At 64.5% G+C, this 25135-nt stretch carries 26 protein-coding genes and 1 pseudogene; 15 read left to right on the plus strand and 12 right to left on the minus strand.

What is annotated here, in order from left to right:
* The 3 genes and pseudogenes from V6S85_RS11340 to V6S85_RS11350 form a co-directional block, all read right to left on the minus strand.
* On the minus strand, positions 1 to 138 hold the full coding sequence (locus V6S85_RS11340; RefSeq protein ID WP_165828891.1) for a hypothetical protein: 138 nt from the start codon (positions 136 to 138) through the stop codon (positions 1 to 3).
* A 357-nt stretch (positions 139 to 495) separates the two neighbouring features.
* Positions 496 to 1856 (minus strand): annotated as a pseudogene (locus V6S85_RS11345) (transposase).
* A 121-nt stretch (positions 1857 to 1977) separates the two neighbouring features.
* Positions 1978 to 2844 (minus strand): sigma-70 family RNA polymerase sigma factor, encoded by an 867-nt coding sequence (locus tag V6S85_RS11350; protein WP_116491601.1) that lies wholly within the window; start codon positions 2842 to 2844, stop codon positions 1978 to 1980.
* Positions 2845 to 2998: 154 nt separating this feature from the next.
* Here V6S85_RS11350 and V6S85_RS11355 point away from each other — a divergent pair, with 154 nt between their 5' ends.
* The 7 genes from V6S85_RS11355 to V6S85_RS11385 all read left to right on the plus strand — a co-directional run bounded on the left by V6S85_RS11355 (position 2999) and on the right by V6S85_RS11385 (position 9671).
* Positions 2999 to 3454 (plus strand): carboxymuconolactone decarboxylase family protein, encoded by a 456-nt coding sequence (locus V6S85_RS11355; RefSeq protein ID WP_116491600.1) that lies wholly within the window; start codon positions 2999 to 3001, stop codon positions 3452 to 3454.
* Between the two features lie 350 nt (positions 3455 to 3804).
* Entirely contained in the window at positions 3805 to 4209 is a 405-nt protein-coding gene (locus tag V6S85_RS11360; protein ID WP_207780749.1) for a YybH family protein, read from the plus strand.
* On the plus strand, positions 4209 to 5291 hold the full coding sequence (gene ada / locus V6S85_RS11365) for a bifunctional DNA-binding transcriptional regulator/O6-methylguanine-DNA methyltransferase Ada (RefSeq protein WP_116491598.1): 1083 nt from the start codon (positions 4209 to 4211) through the stop codon (positions 5289 to 5291). Before V6S85_RS11360 ends, ada begins: the two co-directional genes overlap by 1 nt.
* Before the next feature lie 125 nt (positions 5292 to 5416).
* Positions 5417 to 5863, plus strand: a complete 447-nt coding sequence (locus V6S85_RS11370) for a carboxymuconolactone decarboxylase family protein (RefSeq protein ID WP_116491597.1) — start codon at positions 5417 to 5419, stop codon at positions 5861 to 5863.
* 106 nt (positions 5864 to 5969) lie between these two features.
* Positions 5970 to 6899, plus strand: a complete 930-nt coding sequence (locus V6S85_RS11375; protein WP_207780750.1) for an SDR family NAD(P)-dependent oxidoreductase — start codon at positions 5970 to 5972, stop codon at positions 6897 to 6899.
* A gap of 941 nt (positions 6900 to 7840) precedes the next feature.
* Positions 7841 to 9013 (plus strand): GAF domain-containing sensor histidine kinase, encoded by a 1173-nt coding sequence (locus tag V6S85_RS11380; RefSeq protein WP_207780751.1) that lies wholly within the window; start codon positions 7841 to 7843, stop codon positions 9011 to 9013.
* A 295-nt stretch (positions 9014 to 9308) separates the two neighbouring features.
* The gene (locus tag V6S85_RS11385) at positions 9309 to 9671 is read left to right on the plus strand and encodes a CZB domain-containing protein (protein WP_101718695.1); all 363 of its coding nucleotides are present in this window, start codon (positions 9309 to 9311) and stop codon (positions 9669 to 9671) included.
* Here the strand turns inward: V6S85_RS11385 and V6S85_RS11390 are convergent, their stop codons facing one another.
* The 4 genes from V6S85_RS11390 to V6S85_RS11405 form a co-directional block, all read right to left on the minus strand.
* Complete coding sequence (locus V6S85_RS11390) at positions 9672 to 9923, minus strand: hypothetical protein (protein WP_116491641.1); 252 nt, start codon at positions 9921 to 9923, stop codon at positions 9672 to 9674.
* 71 nt (positions 9924 to 9994) lie between these two features.
* Positions 9995 to 10258: a hypothetical protein gene (locus V6S85_RS11395; protein WP_101718696.1), complete on the minus strand. Its 264-nt coding sequence runs from the start codon at positions 10256 to 10258 to the stop codon at positions 9995 to 9997.
* A gap of 10 nt (positions 10259 to 10268) precedes the next feature.
* Positions 10269 to 10751 carry an Hsp20 family protein gene (locus V6S85_RS11400; protein ID WP_101718697.1) on the minus strand — a complete coding sequence of 161 codons (483 nt, stop codon included), beginning with the start codon at positions 10749 to 10751 and terminating at the stop codon, positions 10269 to 10271.
* Positions 10752 to 10972: 221 nt separating this feature from the next.
* Positions 10973 to 11239 (minus strand): usg protein, encoded by a 267-nt coding sequence (locus tag V6S85_RS11405; protein WP_101718698.1) that lies wholly within the window; start codon positions 11237 to 11239, stop codon positions 10973 to 10975.
* Between the two features lie 326 nt (positions 11240 to 11565).
* Between V6S85_RS11405 and groES the strand changes: the two genes are divergently transcribed.
* Entirely contained in the window at positions 11566 to 11880 is a 315-nt protein-coding gene (gene groES / locus V6S85_RS11410; RefSeq protein WP_101718699.1) for a co-chaperone GroES, read from the plus strand.
* Between the two features lie 52 nt (positions 11881 to 11932).
* Positions 11933 to 13552: a chaperonin GroEL gene (gene groL, locus V6S85_RS11415; RefSeq protein WP_116568490.1), complete on the plus strand. Its 1620-nt coding sequence runs from the start codon at positions 11933 to 11935 to the stop codon at positions 13550 to 13552.
* A gap of 151 nt (positions 13553 to 13703) precedes the next feature.
* Here the strand turns inward: groL and V6S85_RS11420 are convergent, their stop codons facing one another.
* Genes V6S85_RS11420 through V6S85_RS11430 form a run of 3 tightly spaced genes read right to left on the minus strand, consistent with a single transcriptional unit; the run spans position 13704 to position 17495 of the window.
* On the minus strand, positions 13704 to 15248 hold the full coding sequence (locus tag V6S85_RS11420) for an ATP-binding protein (RefSeq protein WP_116491594.1): 1545 nt from the start codon (positions 15246 to 15248) through the stop codon (positions 13704 to 13706).
* Positions 15249 to 15256: 8 nt separating this feature from the next.
* Positions 15257 to 16057, minus strand: coding sequence for an alpha/beta fold hydrolase (locus V6S85_RS11425; protein ID WP_116491593.1), 801 nt, complete (start codon positions 16055 to 16057; stop codon positions 15257 to 15259).
* 31 nt (positions 16058 to 16088) lie between these two features.
* Complete coding sequence (locus V6S85_RS11430) at positions 16089 to 17495, minus strand: methyl-accepting chemotaxis protein (protein WP_425267073.1); 1407 nt, start codon at positions 17493 to 17495, stop codon at positions 16089 to 16091.
* Between the two features lie 164 nt (positions 17496 to 17659).
* Between V6S85_RS11430 and V6S85_RS11435 the strand changes: the two genes are divergently transcribed.
* Together V6S85_RS11435 and V6S85_RS11440 are read left to right on the plus strand one after the other, a co-directional pair.
* Positions 17660 to 18151, plus strand: coding sequence for a MarR family winged helix-turn-helix transcriptional regulator (locus tag V6S85_RS11435; protein ID WP_116491591.1), 492 nt, complete (start codon positions 17660 to 17662; stop codon positions 18149 to 18151).
* A gap of 354 nt (positions 18152 to 18505) precedes the next feature.
* Positions 18506 to 19510 carry a LysR family transcriptional regulator gene (locus V6S85_RS11440; RefSeq protein ID WP_243410579.1) on the plus strand — a complete coding sequence of 335 codons (1005 nt, stop codon included), beginning with the start codon at positions 18506 to 18508 and terminating at the stop codon, positions 19508 to 19510.
* On the opposite strand, the gene V6S85_RS11445 is transcribed toward V6S85_RS11440, so the two are convergent.
* On the minus strand, positions 19485 to 19940 hold the full coding sequence (locus V6S85_RS11445) for a Rid family hydrolase (protein ID WP_116491589.1): 456 nt from the start codon (positions 19938 to 19940) through the stop codon (positions 19485 to 19487). The genes V6S85_RS11440 and V6S85_RS11445 overlap by 26 nt on opposite strands.
* A gap of 197 nt (positions 19941 to 20137) precedes the next feature.
* Here V6S85_RS11445 and V6S85_RS11450 point away from each other — a divergent pair, with 197 nt between their 5' ends.
* The 4 genes from V6S85_RS11450 (at position 20138) to V6S85_RS11465 (ending at position 24679) form a co-directional block, all read left to right on the plus strand.
* Positions 20138 to 20752, plus strand: coding sequence for a helix-turn-helix domain-containing protein (locus V6S85_RS11450; protein ID WP_116568492.1), 615 nt, complete (start codon positions 20138 to 20140; stop codon positions 20750 to 20752).
* A 426-nt stretch (positions 20753 to 21178) separates the two neighbouring features.
* Positions 21179 to 22309 (plus strand): ABC-three component system protein, encoded by a 1131-nt coding sequence (locus tag V6S85_RS11455; protein ID WP_116568494.1) that lies wholly within the window; start codon positions 21179 to 21181, stop codon positions 22307 to 22309.
* On the plus strand, positions 22306 to 22815 hold the full coding sequence (locus V6S85_RS11460; RefSeq protein ID WP_207780752.1) for an ABC-three component system middle component 2: 510 nt from the start codon (positions 22306 to 22308) through the stop codon (positions 22813 to 22815). The genes V6S85_RS11455 and V6S85_RS11460 overlap by 4 nt, the downstream gene beginning before the upstream one ends.
* Position 22816: 1 nt before the next feature.
* Complete coding sequence (locus V6S85_RS11465; RefSeq protein WP_116568496.1) at positions 22817 to 24679, plus strand: hypothetical protein; 1863 nt, start codon at positions 22817 to 22819, stop codon at positions 24677 to 24679.
* Between the two features lie 198 nt (positions 24680 to 24877).
* On the opposite strand, the gene V6S85_RS11470 is transcribed toward V6S85_RS11465, so the two are convergent.
* The gene (locus tag V6S85_RS11470) at positions 24878 to 25012 is read right to left on the minus strand and encodes a hypothetical protein (protein WP_279325495.1); all 135 of its coding nucleotides are present in this window, start codon (positions 25010 to 25012) and stop codon (positions 24878 to 24880) included.
* Between the last annotated feature and the right edge of the window lie 123 nt (positions 25013 to 25135).

Consider the following 25135-nt stretch of genomic DNA (forward strand, 5'->3'; position numbering starts at 1 on the left):
TCATGGCCGGCACATCTGCTTGATGTCGGCCGTCGACTGCGGCGCGCCCGGCATGGCGGTCATATCCACGCCCTTGCGCTTGGCCTCCCGCTCCAGCGCGAAGTCGCCGCCGGACTCGGCGTAGGCGGGATCGGCCATCACCGCCTCCAGAGTCACGAACTGCGCCCCAGCCTGCCGCAGTTTTCCAGCGTCAGCGGCAGCACGACCGCGAAGCCGCCCAAGTGGGTGAGCAGGACCTGCGGCGGCAGATCCCCAGTCCCGGCTCCGAGGCGGCTGGACCGCCCCTAGCCGAGCGCGCCCTGCGACATCGGCGGCAGCTCCTCGCCACGCCGCGATCGCGCCAGTAGCTGACGTTGGAAGGCCTCCAGGAACACGACGTTCGTCGCCTCGCCGCTGAGGCAGCTCACGACCGATGCCGTTGAAAAAGGCGTCTTATCTGGCGGGCGTTAGGTAGTGATGAGAAGTCGTTGTCGCTCAGGCGGGTGAGGCCTGAGGCTACTGTTGGGCGAGCTTGGCGAGTTTGCGGAGGTTTTGGGCGGTGGCGGCGAGGAGGAACTCGTCTCTGGCGCCGTTGGGGCCTCGTAACCTGAGGCGATCCAGCCCGACGATGCGCTTGAGGTGGGCGAAGAGCATCTCGACCTTTTTCCGCTCGCGCCGGGAGGTGATGTAGGGGCGTCGGTCTTGGCGATATCGCGGGCCATGTCGCGCGCGCCCTCGTGGATCGAGCGGGTCACTTTTCGACAGGGCTGGCTGGGGCAGCAGGCCGCTTTGAGCGGGCACGGCTGGCAGTCGTGGGTGCTGGCGCGATATCGGATGGTGTCATCGGCCGGAGCGTTGTTGCGCGGAACCTTGAAGGCGCGCCGGCTGGACCGGAGCAGTTTGCCGCCCGGACAGGTATAGGCGTCGGCTTGGTGGTCGAAGCTGAAGTCGGCGCGCGAGAAGGTCCCGTCATCGCGCTGGGATTTGTCGAAGACGGGGATGTGGGGTTCGATGCCCTGATCATGGACCAGCCAATCGAGCATCTCGGCCGTGCCGTAGGCGGTGTCGGCGGCCAGGCGCTCTGGATAGAGGCCTAGCCTATCGTTGGCGCGCTCGATCATGGTGCGACAGGCGGCCAGCTCGCCCTGGCGCACCGCGGTCGAGGGCTCGACATCGACGATCACCGCATGATCCAGGTCGATGAGGTAATTGGTGCAATAGGCGAAGCTGGCCGGCCCGGCCTGGGCGGCTGTCCAGCGTGAGGCCGGATCCGACAGCGAGATGTACTTGGGGGTGACGGGCGTGGCCGCGCCAAAAGCCGCATCGTCCAGCACCGCCAGATACTCCTCGACGGCACGCCCGGCGGCCTCGGCCGGCAAGCCCGCGGCGCCATCGACGGCGGTCCTGTGCCGGCTGGCGTCGGCGCGGATGATGCTGGCGTCGACGGCGAAGCCCTCGCCGCCGACCAGGCCCTCGGCCATGCAGCGGCGCACCACGCTCTCGAACAGCTCGCGCAGCAGGTCGCTGTCGCGGAAACGACCGTGGCGGTTCTTGGAGAAGGTGGAGTGATCGGGGACCTCGCCATCCAGGCCCAGACGGCAGAACCAGCGATAAGCAAGGTTGAGGTGGACCTCCTCGCATAGCCGGCGCTCGGAGCGCACGCCCATGCAGTAGCCGATCAGCAGCATCCGGATCATCAGTTCCGGATCGATCGAGGGCCGGCCGATCGCGCTGTAAAAGGGCGCGAGATGGCCCCGCACGCCGTCCAGATCGACGAACCGATCGATGGCCCGCAGCAGATGATCCTGGGGCACGTGCCCATCGAGCGAGAACTCGTAGAACAGGGCCGGCTGCTCGATCCGACGCTCGCCCATCATGACCGCGACCTCCTGCTTCAACAGCAGTGAATCAGGCCGCAGGCGCCGCCTCAACGGCCTTTTTCAACACAATCGACCCTGAGCGGACGTTGGGAAGGTCTGCTCATGACGCCGTTTAATGTCAGTGTCCTTCGGCGAGGCGGCGCAGTTTCTCGGGATTTCGTACGACATAGATCGCACGAATGCGACCCGCAGCAACATCAAGCGCGGTCGTGCCGAGGGAGTCGTCCGGATAGCGGCTGATATATCCGGGCATCCCGTCGATCACCGCTGTTTGCACTAGCGTCTGTGGCGGCAGGTTCTTGCGCCGGACGTTGGCGAACAGCTTCAGCACATTGGTGATCCCGCGCACGATGTTGCGGAACGCCATAACCTTGCCGCCGCCGTCAGCATGGATTTCAACGTCATCCGCCAGCATGTTGGCGAGCGCCGTGGTGTCGCCATCGCGGGCGGCGGTGAAAAAGGCTCGGGCGATGCTGTCGGCCTCGGAGGCATCGAGCCTGTAGCGGACGCGCTCCTTCCTGACGTTCTTACGCGCTCGCGAAGCAAGCTGGCGAACGGCGGCAGGGTCGCGATCAAGCGTCATAGCGACTTCCGTGAGCGGCACGTCGAAGACATCGTGCAGAAGGAATGCAGCCCGCTCGAGCGGCGAAAGCCGCTCCATGGCCAGCATCAGCGTGACCGTGACGTCGTCGGCGATGTCATCATACGGATCAGCCGAGTTCAGCAACGGCTCGGGGAGCCACGGGCCGATATAGGTTTCACGTCTGGCCCGAGCCGACTTTAAGCGGTCGAGGCAAAGGCGCGTCACGATACGAGTGAGATAGGCGCCGGGGACGTCGACGCCCTCTTGCACCCCCGCCCAGCGGATCCATGCGTCCTGTACGACATCATCGGCCTCGCTCAGCGATCCGAGCATACGGTAGGCGAGTCGCTTCAGACGTAGCCGTTCGGGCTCAAAATCAGCGATCCGTTGATCGGGCGACATGCCGGCCTCCTTTGGCAAGTTCGCTGTCATGACGACATTGCGCCCGTCAGTGTGACATGGCGAAATTTCTGCTCGCAGCATGTCACAGCCGGGACGCGCGCCTCGTCAGACCCGTGATTGCCGATGATCGGCATCACAACGACGGAGCCACATAATGAGCAACCTCACTCGACTGACCTGGCACGAGGTCGCGCCCGACGGCGCGAAGGCGCTGTTTGGCGTTCATCACTACGTGACGCACAGCACCAACCTGCCTGAAGAGCTGATTCACCTCGTCTTCCTTCGCGTGTCACAGATCAATGGATGTGCACACTGCATCGACCTGCATACCCGCGACCTGCTGAAAACCATGCCGATCGACAAGGTTGTGCTGGTCCCGGTCTGGCATGAGGTGCCTCATCTCTTTTCTGACCAGTACCGAGCCGCCCTGGCCTGGGCCGAAGAGGTCACCAACGTCAGCGAAACCCATGCGTCCGATGAAGCCTATGCGGCGGCAGCGGCGGCCTTTAACCCGAAAGACTTCGTCGACCTTTCGATCACAATCGCCGCGATGAACGCATTCAACCGGTTGGGAGCGCCGTTCCGGCTGCCGGTGAAGGCAAAGCCCTAGGCTAGAACTCACCCGCTCCATCCATAGCGGGCGTGCGGGTGCTGTGCCGTCTATCGGCTCGCCATTCTTTGAAATCTGAGATCAGAAATCGGAGTTCGCGAACGTCTGCAAGGTGAAGGTCGATGAACGTCCGCGTCCCACCCTCCACGGCCGATCCAAAGGTCCGCCTCGCCGGCGGCGCTGCGCCATCACCAGACATTGGCATGTTTCCAGGAAGGCGACGTTCGACCGATCTCAGGCAGAGCACTCACTAACAGAATCTGAGATCAGAAAGCGGAGTTCGCGGCGTTCTGAAACTTGGCACTGAGGGGGCGCTCGCGGATGGCGGGCGCTTTCGAGACGGAATGCCCATGACTGCCAAGTTCGCCCTGCCGACCACGCCAGAAGGCATTGTTCCCGCGCTGCTCAAGCACCTAAACTCGCTCGACGTCGACACCATGCTCGGCTTCTACGATCCGGCTGGCATGATCGTCGATGCGACGGGCAAGCCTCATATCGGGCGAGAGGCGATCGGCGCCGAACTGGCGAAATATTTCAGCCTCGGACTCCAGATGTCGATCACCCAGCGCCACCTTTTCGTGGCCGACGACATCGCCTCGCTTATCCTAGATTGGTCGTATGTCGGGGTTGCTCGGGACGGGACGGAGGTGAACATGGTCGCGACCGCCACCGACATCGCCCGCCGGGGCGACGACGGCTGCTGGCGCTATCTGATCGACAATCCGTTCGGCGCCGCCCGCCGGGATGTCGCTTGATGACGGCCGCCGCCGACAACGCGGATGACGCCCGATGGGCGCGCATGGCGGCGCGTGATCCGACGGCGGACGGCGCCTTCTGGCGCGGCGTGACAACGACCGGAATCTATTGTCGTCCGACCTGCGGCACGCGAAGACCCAAGCGGGAGAACGTACGGTTCTTCGACCAACAGGAAGAGGCCGAGGCCGCCGGCTTTCGCCCTTGCCGGCGTTGCCGGCCCGATGATGGCACGCCAGCGACCCGCAACGTCGAGCTGGTCGCTGAAGCGTGCCGGTTGATTGAAGCCGACGAAGGCGTGCCGTCCGTCTCGGCCCTGGCGCACGCGCTGGGCGTCAGCGAGGGTCATCTGCATCGTCTCTTCCGCGCCCGGACCGGCCTTACCCCCAGGGCGTACGGCCAGGAAAAACGCGCGCAGCGAATGCGGAGCAGCCTCGCGCTGGGGCGGCGGATCACCGAGACGATCTATGAGACTGGATACGGGTCAAGCGGCCGCTTCTATGCCGTGACCCGCAAGTCCCTGGGCATGACGCCGACACAGTACCAGGCCGGCGGCGCGGGGGAGACGTTGAGGTTCGCGGTGGGGCAAACCTCACTCGGCGCGATCGTCGTGGCGTCCAGCGACGCTGGTGTCGCGGCCATCCTGCTGGGCGACGACGCAGAGTCCTTGCTCCAGGATCTACAGGAGCGCTTTGTCCACGCCACCCTGATCGGCGGTGATGAGGCCTATGAAGCCTTGGTCGCCCAGGTCGTCGGGCTGGTGGAGGAGCCCGCGACCGCGCAGGTCTTGCCGCTAGACGTGCGCGGCACGGCTTTCCAGCGCCGCGTCTGGCGAGTGCTTCAGGCCGTGCCGCCAGGGTCGGTGATCTCCTATGACGAGATCGCCCGACGCGTTGGTCGGCCCCGCGCCATCGGCGCCGTGGCCAGCGCCTGCGCCAGCAACCCGCTGGCGGTGGCCATCCCTTGCCATCGGGTGGTCAAGAGCGACGGCGGGTACTGGGGCTACACCTGGGGCCTTGATCGGAAACGGGCGCTGCTGCTTCGCGAGGGCGCCGAAACCCAGTCCGCGTCCGTCGCCGACTGATCGCAGTCCGACCTCTCTGCTCCCGGCGCGCAACCTACGTGGCCGCAGAAAATCGCGCGCGGCATGTCACATCCGGCGCGGCTTCGTCGTCATTTCCATCGAACGTCCAGCCACAAGGAAATCCCATGACGCGTCTGACTTGGTACGAGGTCGCCCCCGAGGGTGCGAAGGCCCTCTTCGGGGTCCATCATTATGTCACCAAGAACACCAGCCTGCCCGAAGAGCTGATCCACCTGGTCTTCCTCAGGGTCTCGCAGATCAACGGCTGCGCCCACTGTATCGACCTTCACAGCCGGGACCTGCGAAAGACGATGTCGGTGGACAAGATCATGCTGCTTCCGGTGTGGGAGGAAGTCCCGCACCTGTTCTCGGAGCGCGAGCGCGCGGCGCTGGCGTGGGCCGAAGAGGTCACTCGGGTGAGCGAGACCCACGCCTCGGACGAGGCCTATGCGGCCGTCTCGGCCATGTTCGAGCCCAAGGAACTGGTAGAGCTGACGATTACCATCGCCGCAATGAACGCCTTCAACCGGCTTGGCGCGCCGTTCCGCCTTCCGGTCGCGGCCCAGGCCTAGACTGGCCTGGAGGCGCTCTCTGATGGTGGAGAGCGCGCGCAGCCAAGCTGCGATGGCAGCCAGAACTGTCCCTCCACGATCCTCAATCACCGCGCGGGATAACCTCTTGTCGACTTTCAAGACCCCCTTCAGCTTCGCCTCGACGGCGGACGACGTTGTCGACGGCATCGATCTGTCTGGCAGGAACATGATCGTCACTGGCGGGGCGGGCGGCATCGGAGCCGAAACGGTCCGCAGCCTTGCCAGGGCGGGCGCGACGGTCACCATTGCAGCCCGCAATCCCGACGCGGCGGAGGCTGTCGCGGTGCGCCTGAGAAGCGAGACGGGGAATGACCGCATTCTGGTCAGCGCTCTCGACCTCGCCGACCTGCGGTCCGTTGGCGCCTTCGTCGAGGCGTGGAGCGGCCCGATCCACGCTCTGGTCAACAACGCCGGGATCATGGCGCTGCCGAGCCTGGAGCGAACGCCTGAAGGCTGCGAGATGCAGTTCGCGACCAATTTCCTCGGTCATTTCGCCCTGACATTGGGCTTGCGAGCGCACCTCGCCGCCGCTGATGGCGCGCGTGTGGTTTGGGTGAGTTCTACCGGCAATCTCTTCGCGCCGGTCTTCTGGGATGATCCGCACTTCCTCTTCATCCCTTACGACCCTCTACTGGCTTACGGTCAGTCGAAGACGGCCTGCGTCCTGGCCGCCGTCGCCATGGCGTCGCGATGGGCCAGCGACGGCATCTGCGCTAACGCGCTGAACCCGGGCGCCATCGCGACCAATCTGCAGCGACACACCGGCGGCCTCAAAACGCCGGAGCTCCTTCGGAAGAGCCCACAGCAAGGCGCAGCAACGTCAGTCCTTCTCGCGGCGTCGCCACTCGTCGCGCAGATTAGCGGTCGCTACTTCGATGATTGCAATGAGGGTATCGTGCAACAACAGCGTCCCGCCGACGCACCTCAAGGCGTGGCGTGCTATTCGATAGACGAAGGCAACGCCGAGAGGCTCTGGAGTATGGCCGTCGAGCTAGTCGAACGACATCGAGATTAGCCGCCAGGACATGCCGCGGACCGAACTAGGTCCCTGAAGCATTGCGGTGACCAAGCAGAGTTGCACAGCCAGATCCCCAATGCGCCAGAAGCGGAACTTGGCGTCGCTCCAGAAACGGGACGTTCAGCGCAGCGGAACTCGGCTGACCAAATCTCTAGAGCTCGGAAACAATCCGGCTCATCGCTCGGTCTCCGCGTCGATAACCAGGTCTCGGAGCTTGCGATGCGCTCTCGCTCACATGCGCGGTGAAAGCCTCATCACACCGCATGAGCTTCCAACCGCGCGGTTCATTGCTGTTGCTGCCGCCGCTGACCTGCCAGACTCGCATCAAGGGGTTTCCGTCGCGCGAGTAGCCCACCGCATGAACCTCCACACAGCGGCTCCAACCGTCATACCTTAGCTCCAGAACCTTGCCGGACCGGAGGGCCTGCGAAGCGGTTTCCATCCACATCCTTAGGACTTCCGGTTCGCTCGTTGGGTGAGCGCCGAAGCCGCCGCGCTCTTTTCCGCCGCTGTCGATTTGGGATCACGCAGGACACTAGAAGCTGCGCTCGCGGCTGAACGGCTCGTTTGCTCAAGTTGGGTCGCGCGTTGGGTGAGCGTGGAGCCTGCAGCACTTTTCGCGGCCGCGGTCGCGTGCGGATCCCGCAATACCTTGGCCGCCTTGCTCGCGGCTGCCTTGCTAGACTGCTCTCGGTTGGCCACAGCGCACCTCCGGATCAAAGCATGAACATGGAGCAGCTAAGGCCACGCTTCAAGTGGCGGACCGATGTTCATTCATAGCGCTCTGCGCCAGGAGCTGACTTAGGCCCAGCTCCGGCAAGTGGACCTTGAAGTCGCCGTCGTCGCGGCAGAACCGATCTTCAAGGAGACTGCGTTGCGTCTTGCCTTCCACGTAAAGGCCAAGCATCGTCGCGCCATTCTTTGAGGTGGACCTGGGCGTGACGGAAATCGCTGACGATATTGCGGCGATCGCCTCGATCGGTCTCGTTCCCAGAATCCTGCAGAACATATGTCGCCTAACCGGGATGGGGTACGCGGTCGTCGCTCGGGTCACGGCCGATCGTTGGGTCGCCTGCGCGGTGGCTGACGACATCAACTTTGGCTTGCCGGTTGGCGGCGAGTTGAAGGTCGAAACGACGCTTTGCAGCGAAGTTCGCGACCATCACCAATCAGTCGTGATCGACCACGTCGCGGCCGACCCGATCTATAGCAATCATCCCACACCTGCGATGTACGGACTGCAAAGCTACATTGCCGTCCCCATTTTCTGCCGCGGCGAGTTCTTTGGGACCCTGTGCGCAATCGATCCGGAGCCGGCCCCGCTGACGGATCGCGATGCGCAGGAGACCTTTGAGATCTTCGCGGAATTGATTGGTGAGAAGCTAGCGGATCAGCACCAGCTCGCGGTGAGCCAGGCGGCGCTGTCAGATGAACGAGCCGGCTCTGAACTCCGGGAACAGTTCATCGCCGTGCTCGGCCACGACCTGCGCAACCCGTTGGCCGCCATCGAAGGTGGCGTGCGCCTGCTTCGCAAAGACCCGACCGGACCGAAGAGCGATTGGATCCTCGGACAGATGGAGACAAGCACCGCGCGAATGGCCGGCCTAATTTCCGACGTGATGGATTTTGCACGCGCACGTCTCGGCGGCGGCTTCAATGTCGATCTTTCTCTCGAAAGCGAAATCGGGTCCGCACTTCTCGATGTCGTGTCTGAACTTCGGACAGCCCATCCCGAGCGCGTCATCGAGGCTGACATCGATATTCCCACGCCGCTGCCGGCCGACCCCGCCCGGCTAGCTCAACTCCTTTCGAACCTTCTAGCCAACGCGTTGACCCACGGTGCCAGGGACGCGCCCGTTTCGGTCGAGGCGAAGACTGTGCACGGCGTGTTCGAACTGTCCGTGGCCAATCAAGGTCCGCAGATCCCTAGAAAGACGCTTACCCGTCTTTTCCAACCTTTCGAGCGGGCCGCGGCCAAGCCGACACAGCAAGGTCTCGGGCTTGGCCTTTACATCGCTTCAGAAATCGCGCGCGCCCATAATGGGAGCTTGACGGCCAGTTCGGATGCGAGCGAGACCCGATTTACTCTCCGTATGCCGGTCGAGGATTAGCCCTCTTCTATTGTCGGAAGGCGTTTCGCCCAGGAATTGTGCGCCTGCTTGTTAGAGGATATTTGCGCGCTCGTGGCCGCCCCGCGCCAGTTGCTGCCCTTGATGCACCTCCAGGAACTGGACCTTCCGCCGCCATCTGACAGCGCGACGTTTCGCCAGGGGGAAATCACTGCGCGATCGAGAGAAGGGCCGTGCATCAGACCATCAAAAACTGTGGACAGCGATCCAGCGAAAACCAACCGGCAACCATCCTGCGCGAAAACCCCCGCATTGGATTGAGCCGAGAGGTTTGGTCATGGATTTTCAGGAACACGCACACAACCATCACCACATCCGCGAAGCGCTCGTCGCGGCTCTGAGCGAGCGACAACCGATCGATTTGGCCGCCTTGCGATCGGATCGTCACTGCCCCACCGGCTGCTGGATCCACGGCGAGGGCGCCCGGCGTTGGGCCGGCAACCATGCCTTCCTAGGCTTGCTGGAAAACCATCGGGCCTTCCACCAGCAGGCGGGTTTGGTTGCCGACCAAATCAATCGCGGGCAATGGTCCGAGGCTCAGAAATCGCTCCGCAATGGGTCGCCCTTCGCCTTGGCGCTTTCAGACCTTGCCGCCGCCCTAAGGCGAATGCGGGCGACGGCTGAGTCGCTTGCGGCCTAGCTAAGCGCGCAGTGCCAAGCCCGCTTCCGTGTCCGCCGCGTGAGGTGGAAACAGGAACCGGCCGGCGCGCGCGCCATCGCGCAGGCGAATCTCCAAGACCACAGGCTCGCCGGCGTCCGCCAGGCGATGCGCCCAGTCACGCGCGGCCTGCTCGGCCCGGGCGCCGGTGGTGAACTGCAGGGGACTGTCGCGGAAGTCGCCGCGAACGATCCAGCCGTCGCTCGACGGCTCGACAAAGATGAAACAAGGCATGGTCATAACGCAAAGCAGCGAGCGGAGCGAAGTGGCGGCCGACCATCGGCTGGCCGGCCGCCCGCCCCAACTCAAGAGAACAGGTCGCGGTCCAGGCGGCGCAGCGCGGACAGGACCTCGCTGAGCGGCACAGGCGCGGGCGTTCCCAAGAGCCATCTCTGACTGGGCCGATGCTCGACCGCGCTCGCATCGGAAGCCCAGGCCGCCAGGATTTCGCGCTTTTCGGCGAGATCGAGATCCTGATCCTTCAGCACCTCCAAGGGGTGGAGGAAGCCGACCGCCGGCCGAACGGGCCATGGCCGAGCCCGATCTTTCGCATGGGTATGCGTGCGCATGGCCAGCTCCTTACGCGGCCTTGCGCGTCTTGGCCGGCTTGAGCTCCAGCGCCTGCTGGCGCGCGCCGACCCCGATCGCAATCTGCTTGGGCTTCAAGGCCTCGGGCACCTCGCGGACCAGATCGATCGACAAGACGCCATGGGCATGGACGGCGTCCTTGACCACGACATAGTCGGCCAGCTCGAACCGGCGCTCGAACGCGCGGTGGGCCAGGCCCTGGTGAAGGAAGGTTCGCGCGCCCTGGTCTTCGTTCGCCGCCCTTCGGCCCTTGATCACCAGGAGGTTCGGCTGGGCCACGACCTCGAGATCCTTCGGCGCGAAGCCCGCGACCGCCAGCGAAATGCGGTAGGCGGTCTCGCCGGTTTTCTCGATGTCGAACGGAGGATAGCTGGCGCTCGCCTCGGTGCGGAGCGCGGTCTCGACGAGATCGACCATGCGATCCACACCGATCATGGAGCTGTAGAGAGGGCTGAAATCAAAAACAGTGCTCATTTCCATCTCCTCGAAAGCAAGTTGGACATGAGGGGCGCCGAGCCACGCGCTATGCGCCCCAGGGCCAGGCCCTGTCGGCGCCCGGCAAGCAGGCGATGAATTAGGACACGGCCGAAACGCGTCAAGACGCTCGCATCAGAAATTTTTCGATCCGTGAACCAAGGTGTCACCGGGCCCAAAGCCAAGGCGGAGCCGAGCCACCGCGCATGGCTTGCCGGGGGCTAATGCAGCGAGATCACGCCATTGACGGCTCGCCACTCCGACGGACCGATCAATCGATGGTGGGCGACCTGGACCGAGTGCAGCGCGGCTTCGATCTCGCGCCGCCAATGGTCGAGAAAGGCCTGCAGCATGGGAAAGCGCGGAGCAAGGTCGTATTCCTGCCAGACGTAGAGCTGAAGCACGGCCGGATAGTCGAGCCGATAGTAGTGGATTTGGGCGGTCGCCAGGCCGTAGCCGTCGAGCTGCTTGAGAAAATCCCTGTCCATGGGCGGCGTCCTCAGGCGATAGCGACCAGGCGCTTGGCGTTAGAGACACGGGCGCGGGGCAAATCGAACCTCCTGTTCTTTGATCCTTTCCCGTCAGCGAACGCCGATCACGCGCATTCGCGTGCGCTGATTTTTTGGCCCAGGCGCTGGAAGCGTCAAGCCGTCAGGGACCATCGCAAACGGCCGCCAGGGGCGGATCCAACCCCGTCGAAAAATTTTCACCGCGGGCTCTTGAAGCCTCTTCGGCGCCGCCTAGCTTGACGTCCGTCCGCTAGGTGCGAGCCCGGTGGACCCATCACATTCTGTTTTGCATCTGGAGGTTATGCATGCATTTCCGCCCCTTGCACGACCGTGTGGTCGTCCGCCGCATCGAGGCCGAGGAGAAGACCTCGGGCGGCATCATCATCCCCGACACCGCCAAGGAAAAGCCCCAGCAGGGCCAGGTGGTCGCCGTCGGCCCCGGCGCCCGCGATGACGCCGGCAAGCTGGTCGCGCTGGACCTCAAGGCCGGCGATCGCGTCCTGTTCGGCAAGTGGTCCGGCACGGAGATCAAGATCGATGGCGAGGACCTGCTGATCATGAAGGAGAGCGATATCCTCGGCGTTCTGGAGACGGAGGCGACGCTCAAGAAGGCCGCCTAATTCGCCATCCCATTTCCGTCCACTGACAGCCCAACCGAGAGGAGTAGGAACCATGGCTGCCAAGGAAGTAAAGTTCTCATCCGACGCGCGCGACCGCATGCTGCGTGGCGTCGACATCCTGGCCGATGCGGTCAAGGTCACCCTGGGCCCCAAGGGCCGCAACGTCGTCATCGACAAGAGTTTCGGCGCCCCGCGCATCACCAAGGACGGCGTCAGCGTCGCCAAGGAAATCGAACTGAAGGACAAGTTCGAGAACATGGGCGCGCAAATGCTGCGCGAGGTGGCCTCCAAAACCAACGATCTGGCCGGCGACGGCACCACGACCGCCACTGTGCTGGCCCAAGCCATCGTCCGTGAAGGCTCCAAGGCCGTGGCGGCCGGCATGAACCCGATGGATCTCAAGCGCGGCATCGACCTGGGGGTCGGCGCCGTGGTGGCCGATCTCAAGAGCCACGCGCGCAAGATCAGCGCCAACACCGAGATCGCCCAGGTCGGGACCATCTCGGCCAATGGCGATGAGGAGATCGGCCGCATCTTGGCCGAGGCTATGGAAAAGGTCGGCAACGAGGGCGTGATCACGGTCGAGGAAGCCAAGAGCCTGGCCACCGAGCTGGAGGTGGTGGAAGGCATGCAGTTCGACCGCGGCTATATCAGCCCGTATTTCGTGACCAACAACGACAAGCTCCGCGTCGAGCTCGACGACCCGTACATTCTGATCCACGAGAAGAAGCTCTCGAACCTGGCCGCGCTTGTGCCGCTACTGGAGAAGGTCGTGCAGTCCGGCCGCCCGCTGCTGATCATCGCCGAGGACGTCGAGGGCGAGGCCCTGGCCACCCTGGTGGTCAACAAGCTGCGCGGCGGCCTGAAAGTCGCGGCCGTCAAGGCTCCGGGCTTTGGCGATCGCCGCAAGGCCATGCTCGAGGACATCGCGGTGCTGACCGCCGGCAATGTGGTCTCCGAGGAGCTGGGAACCAAGCTGGAGAACATCACCGTCGAGATGCTCGGCCGGGCCAAGAAGGTCACGATCGACAAGGACAACACCACCATCGTCGACGGGGCGGGCCAGCGCGGCGAGATCGATGCTCGCGTCGCCCAGATTCGCAGGCAGATCGAGGACACCACCTCCGACTACGACCGCGAGAAGCTGCAGGAACGCCTGGCCAAGCTCGCCGGCGGCGTGGCCGTGGTGCGCGTCGGCGGGGCGACCGAGGTCGAGGTCAAGGAAAAGAAGGACCGCGTCGACGACGCCCTGCACGCCACCCGCGCGGCCGTCGAGGAAGGCATCCTGCCCGGCGGGGGCGTGGCCCTGCTGCGCGCCCTAAAGGCCCTGGACGGCGTCAAGCCGGCCAATGACGATCAGAAGGCTGGTCTCGATATCGTGCGCCGCGCCCTGCAGGCCCCAGCCCGCCAGATCATCGCCAATGCCGGCGAGGACGCCTCGTACGTCGTCGGCAAACTCCTGGAGAAGACCGACTACAGCTGGGGCTTCAACGCCGCGACCGGCGAGTACCAGGACCTGGTGAAGGCCGGGGTCATCGACCCGGCCAAGGTGGTGCGCACGGCCCTGCAGGACGCCGCCTCGGTCGCCTCGCTGCTGATCACCACCGAGGCCTTGATTGCCGAGGCGCCCAAGGACGTCGCGCCGGCTCCGGTTCCGGCGATGGAATACTGATCATCGCGCCTAGCGGACGCTAACTTCGAGGGGCCTTCGGGCCCCTCTTTCTTTGGTTGAAGTCCGCTACTCCAAAGCCTCAGGGGCCAACCGCTTGACGGTCCTGCCAGCGCCAATAGCAGCCGTTGGCGCACTTCCATAAACTGGACCTTCAGTCCCTAAACTGGGAAGACAGCGTCTTCTGGATGCCATTGAGCAGGGCGGCGGCGGAAATGGGCTTGGCGATATGCGAATCTGCGCCAGCCTCAAGGGCCTCGGCGCGGTGGTGCTCCATCGCGTTGGCGCTCAGGACGGCGATGGGTGTTCTGCGGCCTTGAAGTCCACTCGCCTCCTCCGCCCGCATGGCGCGGATAGCTGTTAGACCGTCCATGACCGGCATCTGCATGTCCATCAACACCAAGTCGAAGTCCTGACCGCGCCAAGCGTCAAGCCCCAGCGCTCCGTTCGCCGCGATGGTGAGGTCGATCTCCGCCTGCTCCAAGATCATCTGGACGACCCGCTGATTGATCTCGTTGTCTTCCACGAGCAGCACGCGCAAGGCGCGCTCCAGGTCGGCCGGCGTTTCGGGGCGATCTGATGCAGCCGGATCATCGACCGCTTGGACAGGGATCCGTGCGGTGAAGGCGCTTCCCTCCCCGATCGCCGAACGGGCGCTGATCGATCCGCCCATGGCCTCGACGAGGGCCTTGCTGATCGACAAGCCCAGCCCGACGCCGCCGACGCGCCGGCTGATGCCGGCATCGACCTGGTGAAAGGGCTCGAAGAGAGCGTCGGCCTGATGCGGATCGAAACCGATCCCGGTATCCCGCACTGATAACACCAAGGTTGGCGCGTCCTCGGCGATTTCCACCGTCAGCTCAACACGCACCACGCCTTGCTCGGTAAACTTGATCGCGTTGGACGTGAGGTTGGTCAGTATTTGTCTCAGCCGCACCCCGTCCCCCAGGAACGTCCGGTCCAGGCCAGGCCCGCTGACGACCTCGAAAGCCAGCCCTTTGGCGCGCGCGTTGAGCGCGGCGAGATCCAGGACACCGCGAAGCTCCTCGTCGGGTCTGAAGGCGCCGATGCTCAACGCGAGCCCTGACGCCTCGACCCGTGAGATTTCCAGTATGTCCCCGACCAGCCGCTCGAGGGTTACGGCGGAGGCCTCGATCAGCGCGACCATCTCCCTCTGCTGGGGCGAGAGAACGGTGCGACCGAGCGCGCCGACGACGCCAATGACGCCGTTCAGCGGCGTGCGGATTTCGTGGCTGATATTGGCCAGGAAGTCTGCTTTCACCCGCAGGGCGCTCAAGGCCTCCTGCCGCGCCTTGGGCACTTCAGCCTCGTAGGCGCGGGTGGCCACGGCCTGGCTGATCGCCATGTGGATGGCGCCGGGGCGCCCGTGGGCGTCCCGCGCCTGCGCGGCGTTGATCATCACGGGCACGCGCCGCCCGTCAGAGCGCGCGAGGTCCAGCGCGATCTCCTCGACTCGGCCAGCCAGGGCCAATTGCGCCTGCAAGCGGCCTTGCACAAAGATCCGGCTCGCCACGCTCAGGAGGGCGGTGAACTTCAACCCGTCGGCAAGCGCCCCATCCGCCAAGCCCACCATCTGCAGGAAGTAGGCGTTGGCCGACCTGATCGTCAGCTCCGCATCCAGGCTCAGCAGGCCGCAAGGCGCGAGATCATAGAACTCTTCGGCGGGCGGGAGAGGCATAGAGTCTTTCAGGCCGTTGCGGCCGGAGCGCCCGCGAGAAAGGCGCGCATGGCGTCGAGGACAGCGTCGGGCGCCGTAAGGTGGGGGCTGTGCCCCGTCGCCTGCAGAACGACGCGCTGGCTGCCAGCGATCGCCTCATGAACGAAGGCGCCGACGGTTGCGGGTGCGAGCGCGTCGTCGCTGCACTCGATGAGTAGGGTCGGGGTCGAGACGCTCCGGCAATCCGAGCGATGATCTGAAAGAAAGGTCGCGCGGGCGAAGTCCTCGGCGATGACCGGGTCGATCCGGCACACCTTGTCACGCCACTCGGCCTGGAAGCCGGCATCGCCGACCACGGCCGGGGCGAGCGCAGACGACCAGTCCAGCTGGTTCTTGGCGAGCAGCTCGATCAGATCCTCAAGGTCCGCCTGATCGAACCCGCCGCCATAGCCTTCGTCATTAGCAAAGCGCGGCGAGGCGCAGATCATGATCAGGCGACTGAAGAGGTCAGGCCGACGGATCGCCGCCAGGGCGCCGATCATGGCGCTTACCGAATGGCCGACGAAGACGACCTCGCGAAGCCCCTGGGCCTCGCAGATCTCGATCACGTCCTCGGCATAGCCGGCCAGACCAGCGTATTTCTGACGTTGGTAAGCGCTGACGTCAGAGTCTCCTGCTCCGACGTGATCGAACAGAACGACCTTGTCGGCGAGAAAGTGCGGGGCAACCAGCCGCCACATGGACTGATCACAGCCATAGCCGTGGGCGAACATCAGCGTCCGCGATCCCTCGCCCTCAATGGTGACGTTGTTGCGACGCTGAACGTTCATAGACGAAGCGAGCCCTGGGTTGCCCGAGCGGTCACGCGGCAAGGTCCCGCGACCACTGGGTCGTCCGGGTGCGCGCGCCGGTCTCAAAGCGCGACATCAGGCGGGCAAGGTGCCGGCTTTCGCTCTCGATGTTGGCGGCGGCGGCCGTGGCTTCCTCGACCATCGCCGCGTTCTGTTGCGTGACCTGATCCATCTGATTGACGGCCGCATTGACCTGGTTGAGGCTCGCGGCCTGTTCTTGCGCCGAGCGCGAGATTGCGCCGATCAGTCCGTCGATGTCCGTCACCTTGTCGACGATCTCGCTGAGCGCCTGACCCGTTTTCGTGACCAGTTCCACGCCGTGCGTCACCTGTTGGCTGCTGGTGGAAATCAGGCTCTTGATCTCCTTGGCCGCTTCGGCTGAACGCTGAGCCAGGGCGCGGACCTCCTGGGCGACGACGGCGAAGCCGCGACCGGCCTCTCCCGCGCGGGCAGCTTCCACCCCGGCGTTCAGCGCAAGGAGGTTGGTCTGAAAGGCGATCTCGTCGATCACCCCGACGATCTGGCCGACCTGGCCAGAGCCCTGGGCGATCGCTTCCATCGCGAGGATGGCGTTCCGCATCACCTCTCCCGAAGCGCTGGCGTCGCTCTTGGCGTGCGACGCGGCGAGGGAGGCTTGGCGAGCGCCGTCGGCGCTCGTCCGCACCGTTGCGGTGATCTGATCGAGGGCCGCGGCTGTCTCCTCGAGACTGGCGGCTTGCTGCTCTGTGCGGCGCGACAGGTCCTCGGCCGCGCTGGCGATTTCACCGGACCCTGCCTGCAGGTTGTCCGTGGTGTCGGCGATCGCGCCCATGGCTTCAGCGAGACTGTTCACCGAGCTGTTGAAGTCCTGCTTGATACGGTCGAAGTCGCCTGAGAAGTCCGCCTCGATGCGCGTGGTCAAATCGCCGCTCGCGAGTCGTGCGAGGCACGACGCCAGGGTCGAGACCACGCGGCTCTGCACTGCTTCGGCGCGATCGCGTTCGGCGAGATCGGCCGCTTGTCGCCGCCGCGCTTCGGTGATGTCGTTCGCGAACTTGATAATCTTGTAGGGCTTGCCTTCCGCGTCGAACACGGGGTTGTACGTGCCCTGGATCCACACCTCCGCTCCGCCCGCGCCGACCCGGCGAAAAGCGTCGGCGAAGAACTCACCGGCCCGAAGGCGCTCCCAGAAGCGGGCATACTCCGCGCTTGCAGCATCCTCCGCAGCAACGAACAGGCTGTGATTTCGGCCGCGGATGTCCTCGAGCCGATATCCCATCGTGGCCAGGAAATTCTCGTTAGCGTCGATGATCGTGCCGTCCAGCTCGAACTCGATCACCGCCTGGGAGCGACGAACCGCCGCGACGATCGCCTCCAGCTCGGTGACTCGTTCGCGAAGAGCTCTCGCCTGCCTGCCGTCGATGCCGAACATTCCGATCTCCAAAACAACGAATGGAGCCGGTTTAAACGGCGATGCTTAAGACATGATTATATCGACTTTGATATTTTCACTTTCGGCAGATGCAACTCCGCGTTAACGTTGGCGACCTATCTCTGCCTCCCATCGAGTCCTGTGGACCGAAGTTAGGGCGAGCGTCCGCAATGCCATCCCCCACCCCCTCGCCAACGCCAAGTGCTCAGGCGGCCTATGACGAACTGCATCTCGACAAGCAGCTATGCCTAGCTCTCCAGGTGGCGAGCAGTCTCGTCACCAAGATCTATCGCGGCTTGCTTGAACCCCTGGGCCTGACCCATCCGCAGTATCTGGTCCTCATTGCTCTGTGGGAGCGGACTGAGCGTACCAGCATGGGCGACCTGCGCCGCAGCCTTTGCATGGATACCGGCGCGGTGACGCCGCTCGTCAAGCGGATGGAGACCGCCGGCCTGCTGCGCCGCGTGCGTGACGAGGTCGACGAGCGCAGGGTGTGGGTCGACCTGACGGACGCCGGCTGGGCGCTGCGAGACCAGGTTCTGCAGGTGCGGCGCGGTGTCGTCGACCGCCTGCCGCTATCTGCGGAACAGATCGCTGCGATGCGGTCGAGCCTGCAGGCGCTAAATGCGGACATGCTTGCGGCGGCGCCGCCGATACGCTGAGCCCAAGTTTATTGCTCCGGGGTGGTGAAGTGCGCCAACAGCCGACATTAGCCCACCGCCAGGAGCACGACGTTCAGGTCGCCGGCGGTCGGGTGAGATCGAGCCTTGGCGCACATACAGGTGTTCATCGCCCGGTGCTCCACGCTTGGCGTCGCCGCCGCGAAAGTTGTTTTTGGCCTTGGCTAGCGCGATGGAGAAGTTCGGGGCCGGCGGCAAAGTCGGACCCGCATCACGCCTAATGGGGTGTCGTATCAGACCTGCAAATCGCGCTACCGGCGTCTTGGCCAAATAGACCATTTAGTTTCGGGAAAGCCCGACCATACAGCAGGCGCTGAAGTCGCTTGATGCGGAGAGTTGACGACGACCGAGCCTGAGCAAACGCCCCGCATGGGAGACCCAATCAGCAAGCTTTCTTGGGACGACCTGCGCATTGTCCGCGCGATCGCCGAGACAGGCGCGCTCGCGGCCGCTGCCCACATGCTGGGCATCAACGGCTCGACCATCGCGCGCCGCCTGTCGAGGGTCGAAGAGGTGCTTGGCGTGGCGCTCTTTGATCGGCGCCGAACGGGCTATGTCGCCACCGCGCAGGGCGAACAGATCGTCGCCTTGGCTGGGCGGATGGAGTTGGACGTGGTCAGCGTCGCGCGGCGGGTTTCCGGCCATGCGCAGGGTCATGCGGGCGATCTCAGGATCACCACGAGCGACTCGATCCTGCTCTACTTCCTCACGCCCATGATCGCCTCGTTCCAGGCCCAGAACCCAGCGATCCGAGTTGAGGTGAACGTCGGCAATGGTGCGATGAACCTGGCGCGTGGTGAGGCGGATATTGCGATCCGGGCCACCGAGGCTCCGCCTGAGAACCTGTTCGGGCGGAAGGTCGCCACGATCGCCTGGGCCCCGTACTCGGCGTGTGCTGGTTCGATCGGCGGCGACCGTCCCATCGCCGAGCGTCAATGGGTGTCGTACGGTGGAAGGCTTTCGGGCCTGAAGGCGGCCGACCTGGTCGGGACCCGCGTTCCAGCCGACAGCATCGCCTACCGCACCGACTCGGTCGCCGGCGCGGCGGCGGCGATCGCCGCTGGCCTGGGCGTGGGATATCTACCTTGCATGCTGGGCGACCTGTCGCCGGATATCGAAAGGGTGGGACCAATAGAACCGGCGCTCAGCGACGACCTCTGGCTCCTGACCCACCCGGATATCCGCCGATCTGGCCGGATCTACGCCTTCATGAGCCATTGCGTCGAAACGATCAGCCGGCAGCGCGATCTCGTCGAAGGGCGTCTGGGCGACGCCTGCGATCCGCGTGCGGCGCCCGACGGACCTTGGCGTCCGCTCAGATTTCCGGCAGCACCGCGGTAAAGGTGATCTCGATCAGCTGCTCGGGGAAGGCCAGCCGCGTCACGCCGATCAGGTTGCTGGCGACCTGGGGGCGCGCGACGTCGTAGGCCTCGCCACGAACCTTGGCCGCGACCGCGAAAGCAGCGTCTACGTCGAGAACGAAGAGCGTTTCCTCGACCACATTGTCCAGGCTGGCCCCGAACTGCGCCAAGAGCCTGGCCGCATTGGCGTAGGTGGTGCGCATCTGCGCTTCCATCGTCGAAAAATCGGCCGGCTTGCCCTGTTCATTCAGCGCCGCCGGCGCGACCAGCTTGCCGTTGCTATCGTGGCTGAGCTGGCCGGAGACGCGGATGATGTTTCCAACCTTGATCGCTTGGGCGTAACCGTAAGCGTCCTCCCACGGCACACCCAGATAGGCGGCTTCCTTCTTGATGAACGCCGTGCTCGTCATACCCATCTCCTTGCATTCCCGGCGTCCCGCTACGGGGCCGGTCAGCAAGTGATGGCAAGAATTCGGCGCATCTCTCAAACTGCATTTATGCAGAATTGGTCGCGCCGAAATGCCGTTGGCCAGAAGTGCGGACGCTCCCTAACCACTCTTTCGACGGGAGGCGGCTGGCCTCGCCTTGACTGAAAGCGTAGGTCGCCATGATCGCTGAATCTCTACCTCTTCGCACATCGACGCCGGGCGCATTCGAGGCCACGCAGCGACCCTTCTCGCGCTCGGTCATAGACGAACGCTGGCTGGATGGGGCGCGGCCGGGCGCTGTTCAGGGGCAGGCCCCAGATCTGGCGACGATCGACCTCCTCGTGCGCGAAGGCCTGGAGCGTCTCGAAGACGACATGTCGGCAGCCCGCCGTTACCTGGCGGCCGCGCGGCGTCTGCTGTCGCCTGACGATGCCTGCCGCCCCGGCGGCCTCCTGCCTTGGCAGGTCAGGCGTGTCGGCCGCTACATCGACGAGCGGATTGAACGCCGGATTACCTTGGCCGAGGCGGCGGATCAGGTGCGGCTGAGCACGAGCCATTTCTCCCGCTGCTTTCGGATCAGCTTCGGCTCGCCATTCACCAAGTATGTGACGCGCAAGCGTATCGAGCGTGCACGCTGGTTGATGATCACAGGGGACCAAAGCCTGGGCCAGATCGCGTTAACCTGCGGGTTCGCCGATCAAGCGCACTTCACCCGCGCCTTCACCCATCTAACCGGAGAGGCTCCGGGCCGGTGGCGCCGACAGGTGACGGAGGTCGAGCCTCTGGACCAGTGAGCCTGACCACACAATAGGCCCGGAATACGCGGGAGCCCTGAGACCTGAGACGTCGTGATGTCCGCGCGATTTCTCTACGAGCGACCCAAACGTCCACCCATAACCTTTCCCTGCCGATCCTAAGGCCCGCGTTGCCGGCCGGGCAGCGCCAGAAGCCGCCGTTGGCGCACCTCCAGATACTGGACGTTCGGCGCCTGGGGCGAGAAGAGCGCTTCCGCCCCATCTCGGACGTTGGAAATGGTCGAATCAGTGTGACCCGGCCAGTACCATTCGAGGTGATGTTCGCATCGATTTCGCAATCGACGCGCCTGATCGACCCCAGCTTCTACCGCGCGCCCAGTTGGATAGGAATACTCGCCTTGGTAGCCATGGCTGCACTCGGGTGGTTTAGTGCCCCTAGAGATTGAGTCGGGGGTGGGCTGAAGCTTGGGAATCAATGAAAGTCCGCCTGCGGCGTCGCTGCAATCGCTGCCCGCGCCGTCGCCCTGGCCCAACGCAAATGCGCGCCTGCTCGGACTGGGTCTGGGTCTGCCCGTCGATCCCCTCGATCGTCTGGCTCAGTTCAGCGCCAAGGACTTCGAGCGCTTCACCCTGGAATGGGCCGAGGACTTCCTAAAGGCCAAGCGGCCTGACGTACACGAGGTGCAGCAACGCGGCGGTGCAGGCGACAAGGGGCGCGACATCATCGTGTGGCTCGATGCGCCGTCGGCGACGCCGCGCCGCAGTGAAGTCTATCAGTGCAAGCATTACAGCGCAGCGCTCGGACCAGGTCTGGCGTCCGGCGAGATCGCCAAGCTCCTGCACTACACACGGGCCGGCGAGATTCCCGTCCCCGAACTTTATAGCTTCGTCACGCACAAGGGCGTCACCGGCACCTTGCAGGATCTTCTGGACGAGCCCGACAAGCTCAAGTCCTTCGTTCTGGCCAACTGGACCGACCATTGCGCCAAGGCGGTCTCGACCAAGTTCGTTTTCGAACTCACGCCCGAGGTTAAGGCCTATGTCGAAGCGTTCGACTTCACGATCTTTCGGGCCAAGCAGCCCCAGGAGCTGCTGAACGAGCATGCTCAGACGCGCTTCCATCTGGCGGTCTTTGGCGCGCCGCTGATCGAACGCCCTCCGACCCAAACCCCGCCCTCCAGCGTCGCGCCGCTAGAAACGGCCTATGTCGCCCAGTTGTACGAGCTGATCGGCCACGAGATGAGCCAGACTGTCAGCAAGCCGGACGACCTACCGGTCAAAGGCCCTCTGCGCACCTTGTTCGACCGGTCCCGGATCACCTTCTATTGCGCCGAGGGGCTCAAGGAGCTCGCCCGCGATCAGATGGCCGACCCTCAGTTCTTCACCACCCTGTTGGACGAGTTCACCGACGGTCTGTTCTACGTCTACACAACCCCCGGGCAGACCGGGCATCAGCGTCTCCTTGAGACGGTCAAGCAGTCGCAGAGCCTCCAACTGGGCGGCCACGTCCTAGCGCCCCACGTCCAGGCCAAGGACCGCGAGGGCATGTGCCATCAGATGGCCAATGACGATCGCCTGAACTGGTGCGCGCCGTGAGCCCGCAGGTCGCCGTCCGGCCCGCGCAGCCGCGGCCGTTCAACTCGCCTCTGGAATGCGGGCTGCGAATACTGTTCGTGCTCGACGCGGCCAAGGCTAAGCCGTGCGATCTGCAGCGCCTGATCGCCTACGACTATCTGCTGGTCCATTCAGGGGATGTCGAGGGACCCGTCAGTCTCCATCCGGCTGTGCCATTTAGGGGCGGGGAGATGTTGGTCAAGCGCGACGTGCTCAAGGCCGGCCTGGACCAGATGTTCTCCAAAGAATTGCTGGACAAGCGGTTTGACGCCAATGGCATCAGCTATTGCGGAACCCCGCTGACCACGGCTTTCATCGACCTGATGGCCAACGACTATTCCAGGGAACTGCGCTCGCGCGCCCATTGGGTCGTAGAGCGGTTTTCAGCCCTGTCCGACCATGAGCTGTCGACGTTCATGGATGAAAACCTTGGCCGGTGGGGCGCGGAGTTCGACCGCTTCACCGCCCTGAACGACCTGGAGCTTTAGCGTGTTTCAGCTGCGTAGAGTTGTCGTACGTGGCCCGGGCCAGCCGGACGCGGGCCTCTCCTTCCATTCGGGCGCGAACATCCTGGCCGGTCTCTCCGACACCGGCAAAAGCTATCTCGTCCATTGCCTGGACTACATCTTCGGCGCGAAGAAGATGACCAAGCAGTTTCCCGAGGCGCAGGCCTACACCCAGCTCTACGTCCAGTTCGCCAATGACGAGGGCGAGCCGCTGACGCTCTATCGCGCGCTCACGGGCGGGGACCTCCAGGCCTACAAGTGCGCCATCGACGACGTTCGTGGAACCGGCGAAGTCATCGTGCCGCAACGGTACGGAAAGAGCCTTAAAAAGGATGTGACCTCGGCGCTTTTCCCGTTCGCCGATCTTTCCGAAGCTAGCCTTCGCAAGAATGTCCGCGGCGAACTGCAGCGTCTGACGCTGCGCCACTGGATGCCGACGATGCTGGTCGACGAGGTCGCCGTCATCGACGAGCGCTCGCCGGTCCAAGGCAAGCCCGGCTATGACACGACGATCAACGAGCGCGCCTTTGCGTTCATGCTATCGGGACGCGACGACGCCGAAATCGTAGCAGCCGAGCGCAACGACGTCATCGCCGCGCGGCTGCGCGCCAAGCTTGGCGTGATCGACGCGCTGATCGAGCCGATCCAAAAGCGCCTAGACCAGCCGGCCGGCGAGACCGAGGATTCGATCGACAGGGTCGAGGCGGCGATCGCGCAGCTGTCCACCGTCATCGAAGGCAGCGCCCAGGCCCACGAAGACCTGCAGGCCGAGCGCGAGGTCGCCCTGGCCGAGCAACAGAGGGCCGAGGGGCAGGTCATCGCCATCGACGAGCTCCTCAACCGCTATCGTCTCCTAGAGAGCCGGTACGTCTCGGACCTGGACCGGCTGGATTTCATCGCCGAGGGCGCGCACTACTTCGGCGAGCTGCAGACCGTCGCCTGTCCGCTTTGCGACCAGGCCATGGAGGGGGCCCATGACCACGGCGCCCATGGCGCGGATGTCCAGCGCGCCGCGCGGGCCGAGGGTGCCAAGATCAAGGCGCTGCGACGGGATCTGACCGGTACGATCGAGAATGTCGAGGCGCGTCGCGCCTACCAGCAGGACCTCGAGCGCCGGGCGCGCTCGGCGATCCGGCGTATCGATGGCGACGTGGCCGCCCTGATGAGCCCGACGCTTCGCGATGCCGACGTCCGCCTCACCCGCCTGGTCGAACGACGGGTCTTGCTGGAGGCCGTGCGCAGCGACCGCGACCAGCTCGACAGCCTCAAGGCGATGCGCCAGCAGATCGAGCGAGACGCGGCGCAGCCGCGCAGTACGGCCCAGACCTGGGAGTTTCTCCCGTCCAAGCCGCTGGATGAGCTTTGTCAGGAGATCGAACAAGTGCTGGCCGACTGGAGCTGGCCCGGCAAGGGACGGGTGACCTTCAACCACGAGGACTACGACATCGTGGTTGACGGCCAGCCGCGGCAGTCGCACGGCAAGGGCGTGCGCGGCGTCCTCTATTCGGCCTTCGTCATCGGTCTGATGAACTATTGCCGCAAGAGAGGCCTGCCGCACCCTGGCCTGGTGGTGATCGACTCCCCGCTGACGGCTTACAGCAAAGTCAAGTCCGCAGGTCCCGGGGCCAAGGGCGTTCCTGTCGACGCCGGTGTCGAGGCCAAGTTCTGGGACTCCCTCAAGCACATCGGTCCTGAAGTTCAGGTGATCATTGTCGAGAACAAGCGGCCACCTGACGATGTCGCTGAAGCGCTCGGCGCCATCTGGTTCGCTGGCGAGTCGACGCACGGCCAACGGTTCGGGTTTTTTCCACCGTTGCCGCCTGAGGCCGCGCTGGACGACCAGTAACCACCCTCCCCGATCGATCCGAAGGGCTGTGTCGCCGGCTGCGGAGCGCCAGTCGCGGACATTGGCTTGCCTGCGAGAACTAGACGTTCGGCAATCTTACCGTTGAGGCAAATGCTGCTCCTTTGCAGACCCGCGCTTGAATGAGGGGCGCCGGCCTCAGGCGTTCGTCGGCCCGGGAGGATAAGGCGTTGCACCTCCTCACCGCGGGCCACCACCGGGGATTTTGCTGATGGCCAGGGCGACCACGCCGAGGGCGGCGAGCGCGACGACGAGCGCGCCGCCAGGACCGATGGCGGCGGCGACAACGATGGGGATCAGTTCCGTCAGAGACATATTGGAGGCCTTTCTGTTCCCCGACAATCGGCTCAAAGACGATAGCCATCAGGGGCGTTTCGGTAGCCTCCGGTCTAGCGTCACGACCAACCGGATGCTCTGTCGGCCCGTTGTGCGCAGCCG

It is taken from the genome of Caulobacter sp. CCNWLW153 (genome assembly GCF_036889365.1).
Taxonomy (GTDB): domain Bacteria; phylum Pseudomonadota; class Alphaproteobacteria; order Caulobacterales; family Caulobacteraceae; genus Caulobacter; species Caulobacter radicis.

Bases quoted from the DNA above. Each gene is read 5' to 3' on its own strand.
- V6S85_RS11340 (WP_165828891.1), bottom strand. From the start codon at position 138: ATGGCCGATCCCGCCTACGCCGAGTCCGGCGGCGACTTCGCGCTGGAG.
- V6S85_RS11350 (WP_116491601.1), bottom strand. From the start codon at position 2,844: ATGTCGCCCGATCAACGGATCGCTGATTTTGAGCCCGAACGGCTACGT.
- V6S85_RS11355 (WP_116491600.1), top strand. From the start codon at position 2,999: ATGAGCAACCTCACTCGACTGACCTGGCACGAGGTCGCGCCCGACGGC.
- V6S85_RS11360 (WP_207780749.1), top strand. From the start codon at position 3,805: ATGACTGCCAAGTTCGCCCTGCCGACCACGCCAGAAGGCATTGTTCCC.
- ada (WP_116491598.1), top strand. From the start codon at position 4,209: ATGACGGCCGCCGCCGACAACGCGGATGACGCCCGATGGGCGCGCATG.
- V6S85_RS11370 (WP_116491597.1), top strand. From the start codon at position 5,417: ATGACGCGTCTGACTTGGTACGAGGTCGCCCCCGAGGGTGCGAAGGCC.
- V6S85_RS11385 (WP_101718695.1), top strand. From the start codon at position 9,309: ATGGATTTTCAGGAACACGCACACAACCATCACCACATCCGCGAAGCG.
- V6S85_RS11390 (WP_116491641.1), bottom strand. From the start codon at position 9,923: ATGCCTTGTTTCATCTTTGTCGAGCCGTCGAGCGACGGCTGGATCGTT.
- V6S85_RS11395 (WP_101718696.1), bottom strand. From the start codon at position 10,258: ATGCGCACGCATACCCATGCGAAAGATCGGGCTCGGCCATGGCCCGTT.
- V6S85_RS11400 (WP_101718697.1), bottom strand. From the start codon at position 10,751: ATGAGCACTGTTTTTGATTTCAGCCCTCTCTACAGCTCCATGATCGGT.
- V6S85_RS11405 (WP_101718698.1), bottom strand. From the start codon at position 11,239: ATGGACAGGGATTTTCTCAAGCAGCTCGACGGCTACGGCCTGGCGACC.
- groES (WP_101718699.1), top strand. From the start codon at position 11,566: ATGCATTTCCGCCCCTTGCACGACCGTGTGGTCGTCCGCCGCATCGAG.
- groL (WP_116568490.1), top strand. From the start codon at position 11,933: ATGGCTGCCAAGGAAGTAAAGTTCTCATCCGACGCGCGCGACCGCATG.
- V6S85_RS11420 (WP_116491594.1), bottom strand. From the start codon at position 15,248: ATGCCTCTCCCGCCCGCCGAAGAGTTCTATGATCTCGCGCCTTGCGGC.
- V6S85_RS11425 (WP_116491593.1), bottom strand. From the start codon at position 16,057: ATGAACGTTCAGCGTCGCAACAACGTCACCATTGAGGGCGAGGGATCG.
- V6S85_RS11435 (WP_116491591.1), top strand. From the start codon at position 17,660: ATGCCATCCCCCACCCCCTCGCCAACGCCAAGTGCTCAGGCGGCCTAT.
- V6S85_RS11445 (WP_116491589.1), bottom strand. From the start codon at position 19,940: ATGACGAGCACGGCGTTCATCAAGAAGGAAGCCGCCTATCTGGGTGTG.
- V6S85_RS11450 (WP_116568492.1), top strand. From the start codon at position 20,138: ATGATCGCTGAATCTCTACCTCTTCGCACATCGACGCCGGGCGCATTC.
- V6S85_RS11470 (WP_279325495.1), bottom strand. From the start codon at position 25,012: ATGTCTCTGACGGAACTGATCCCCATCGTTGTCGCCGCCGCCATCGGT.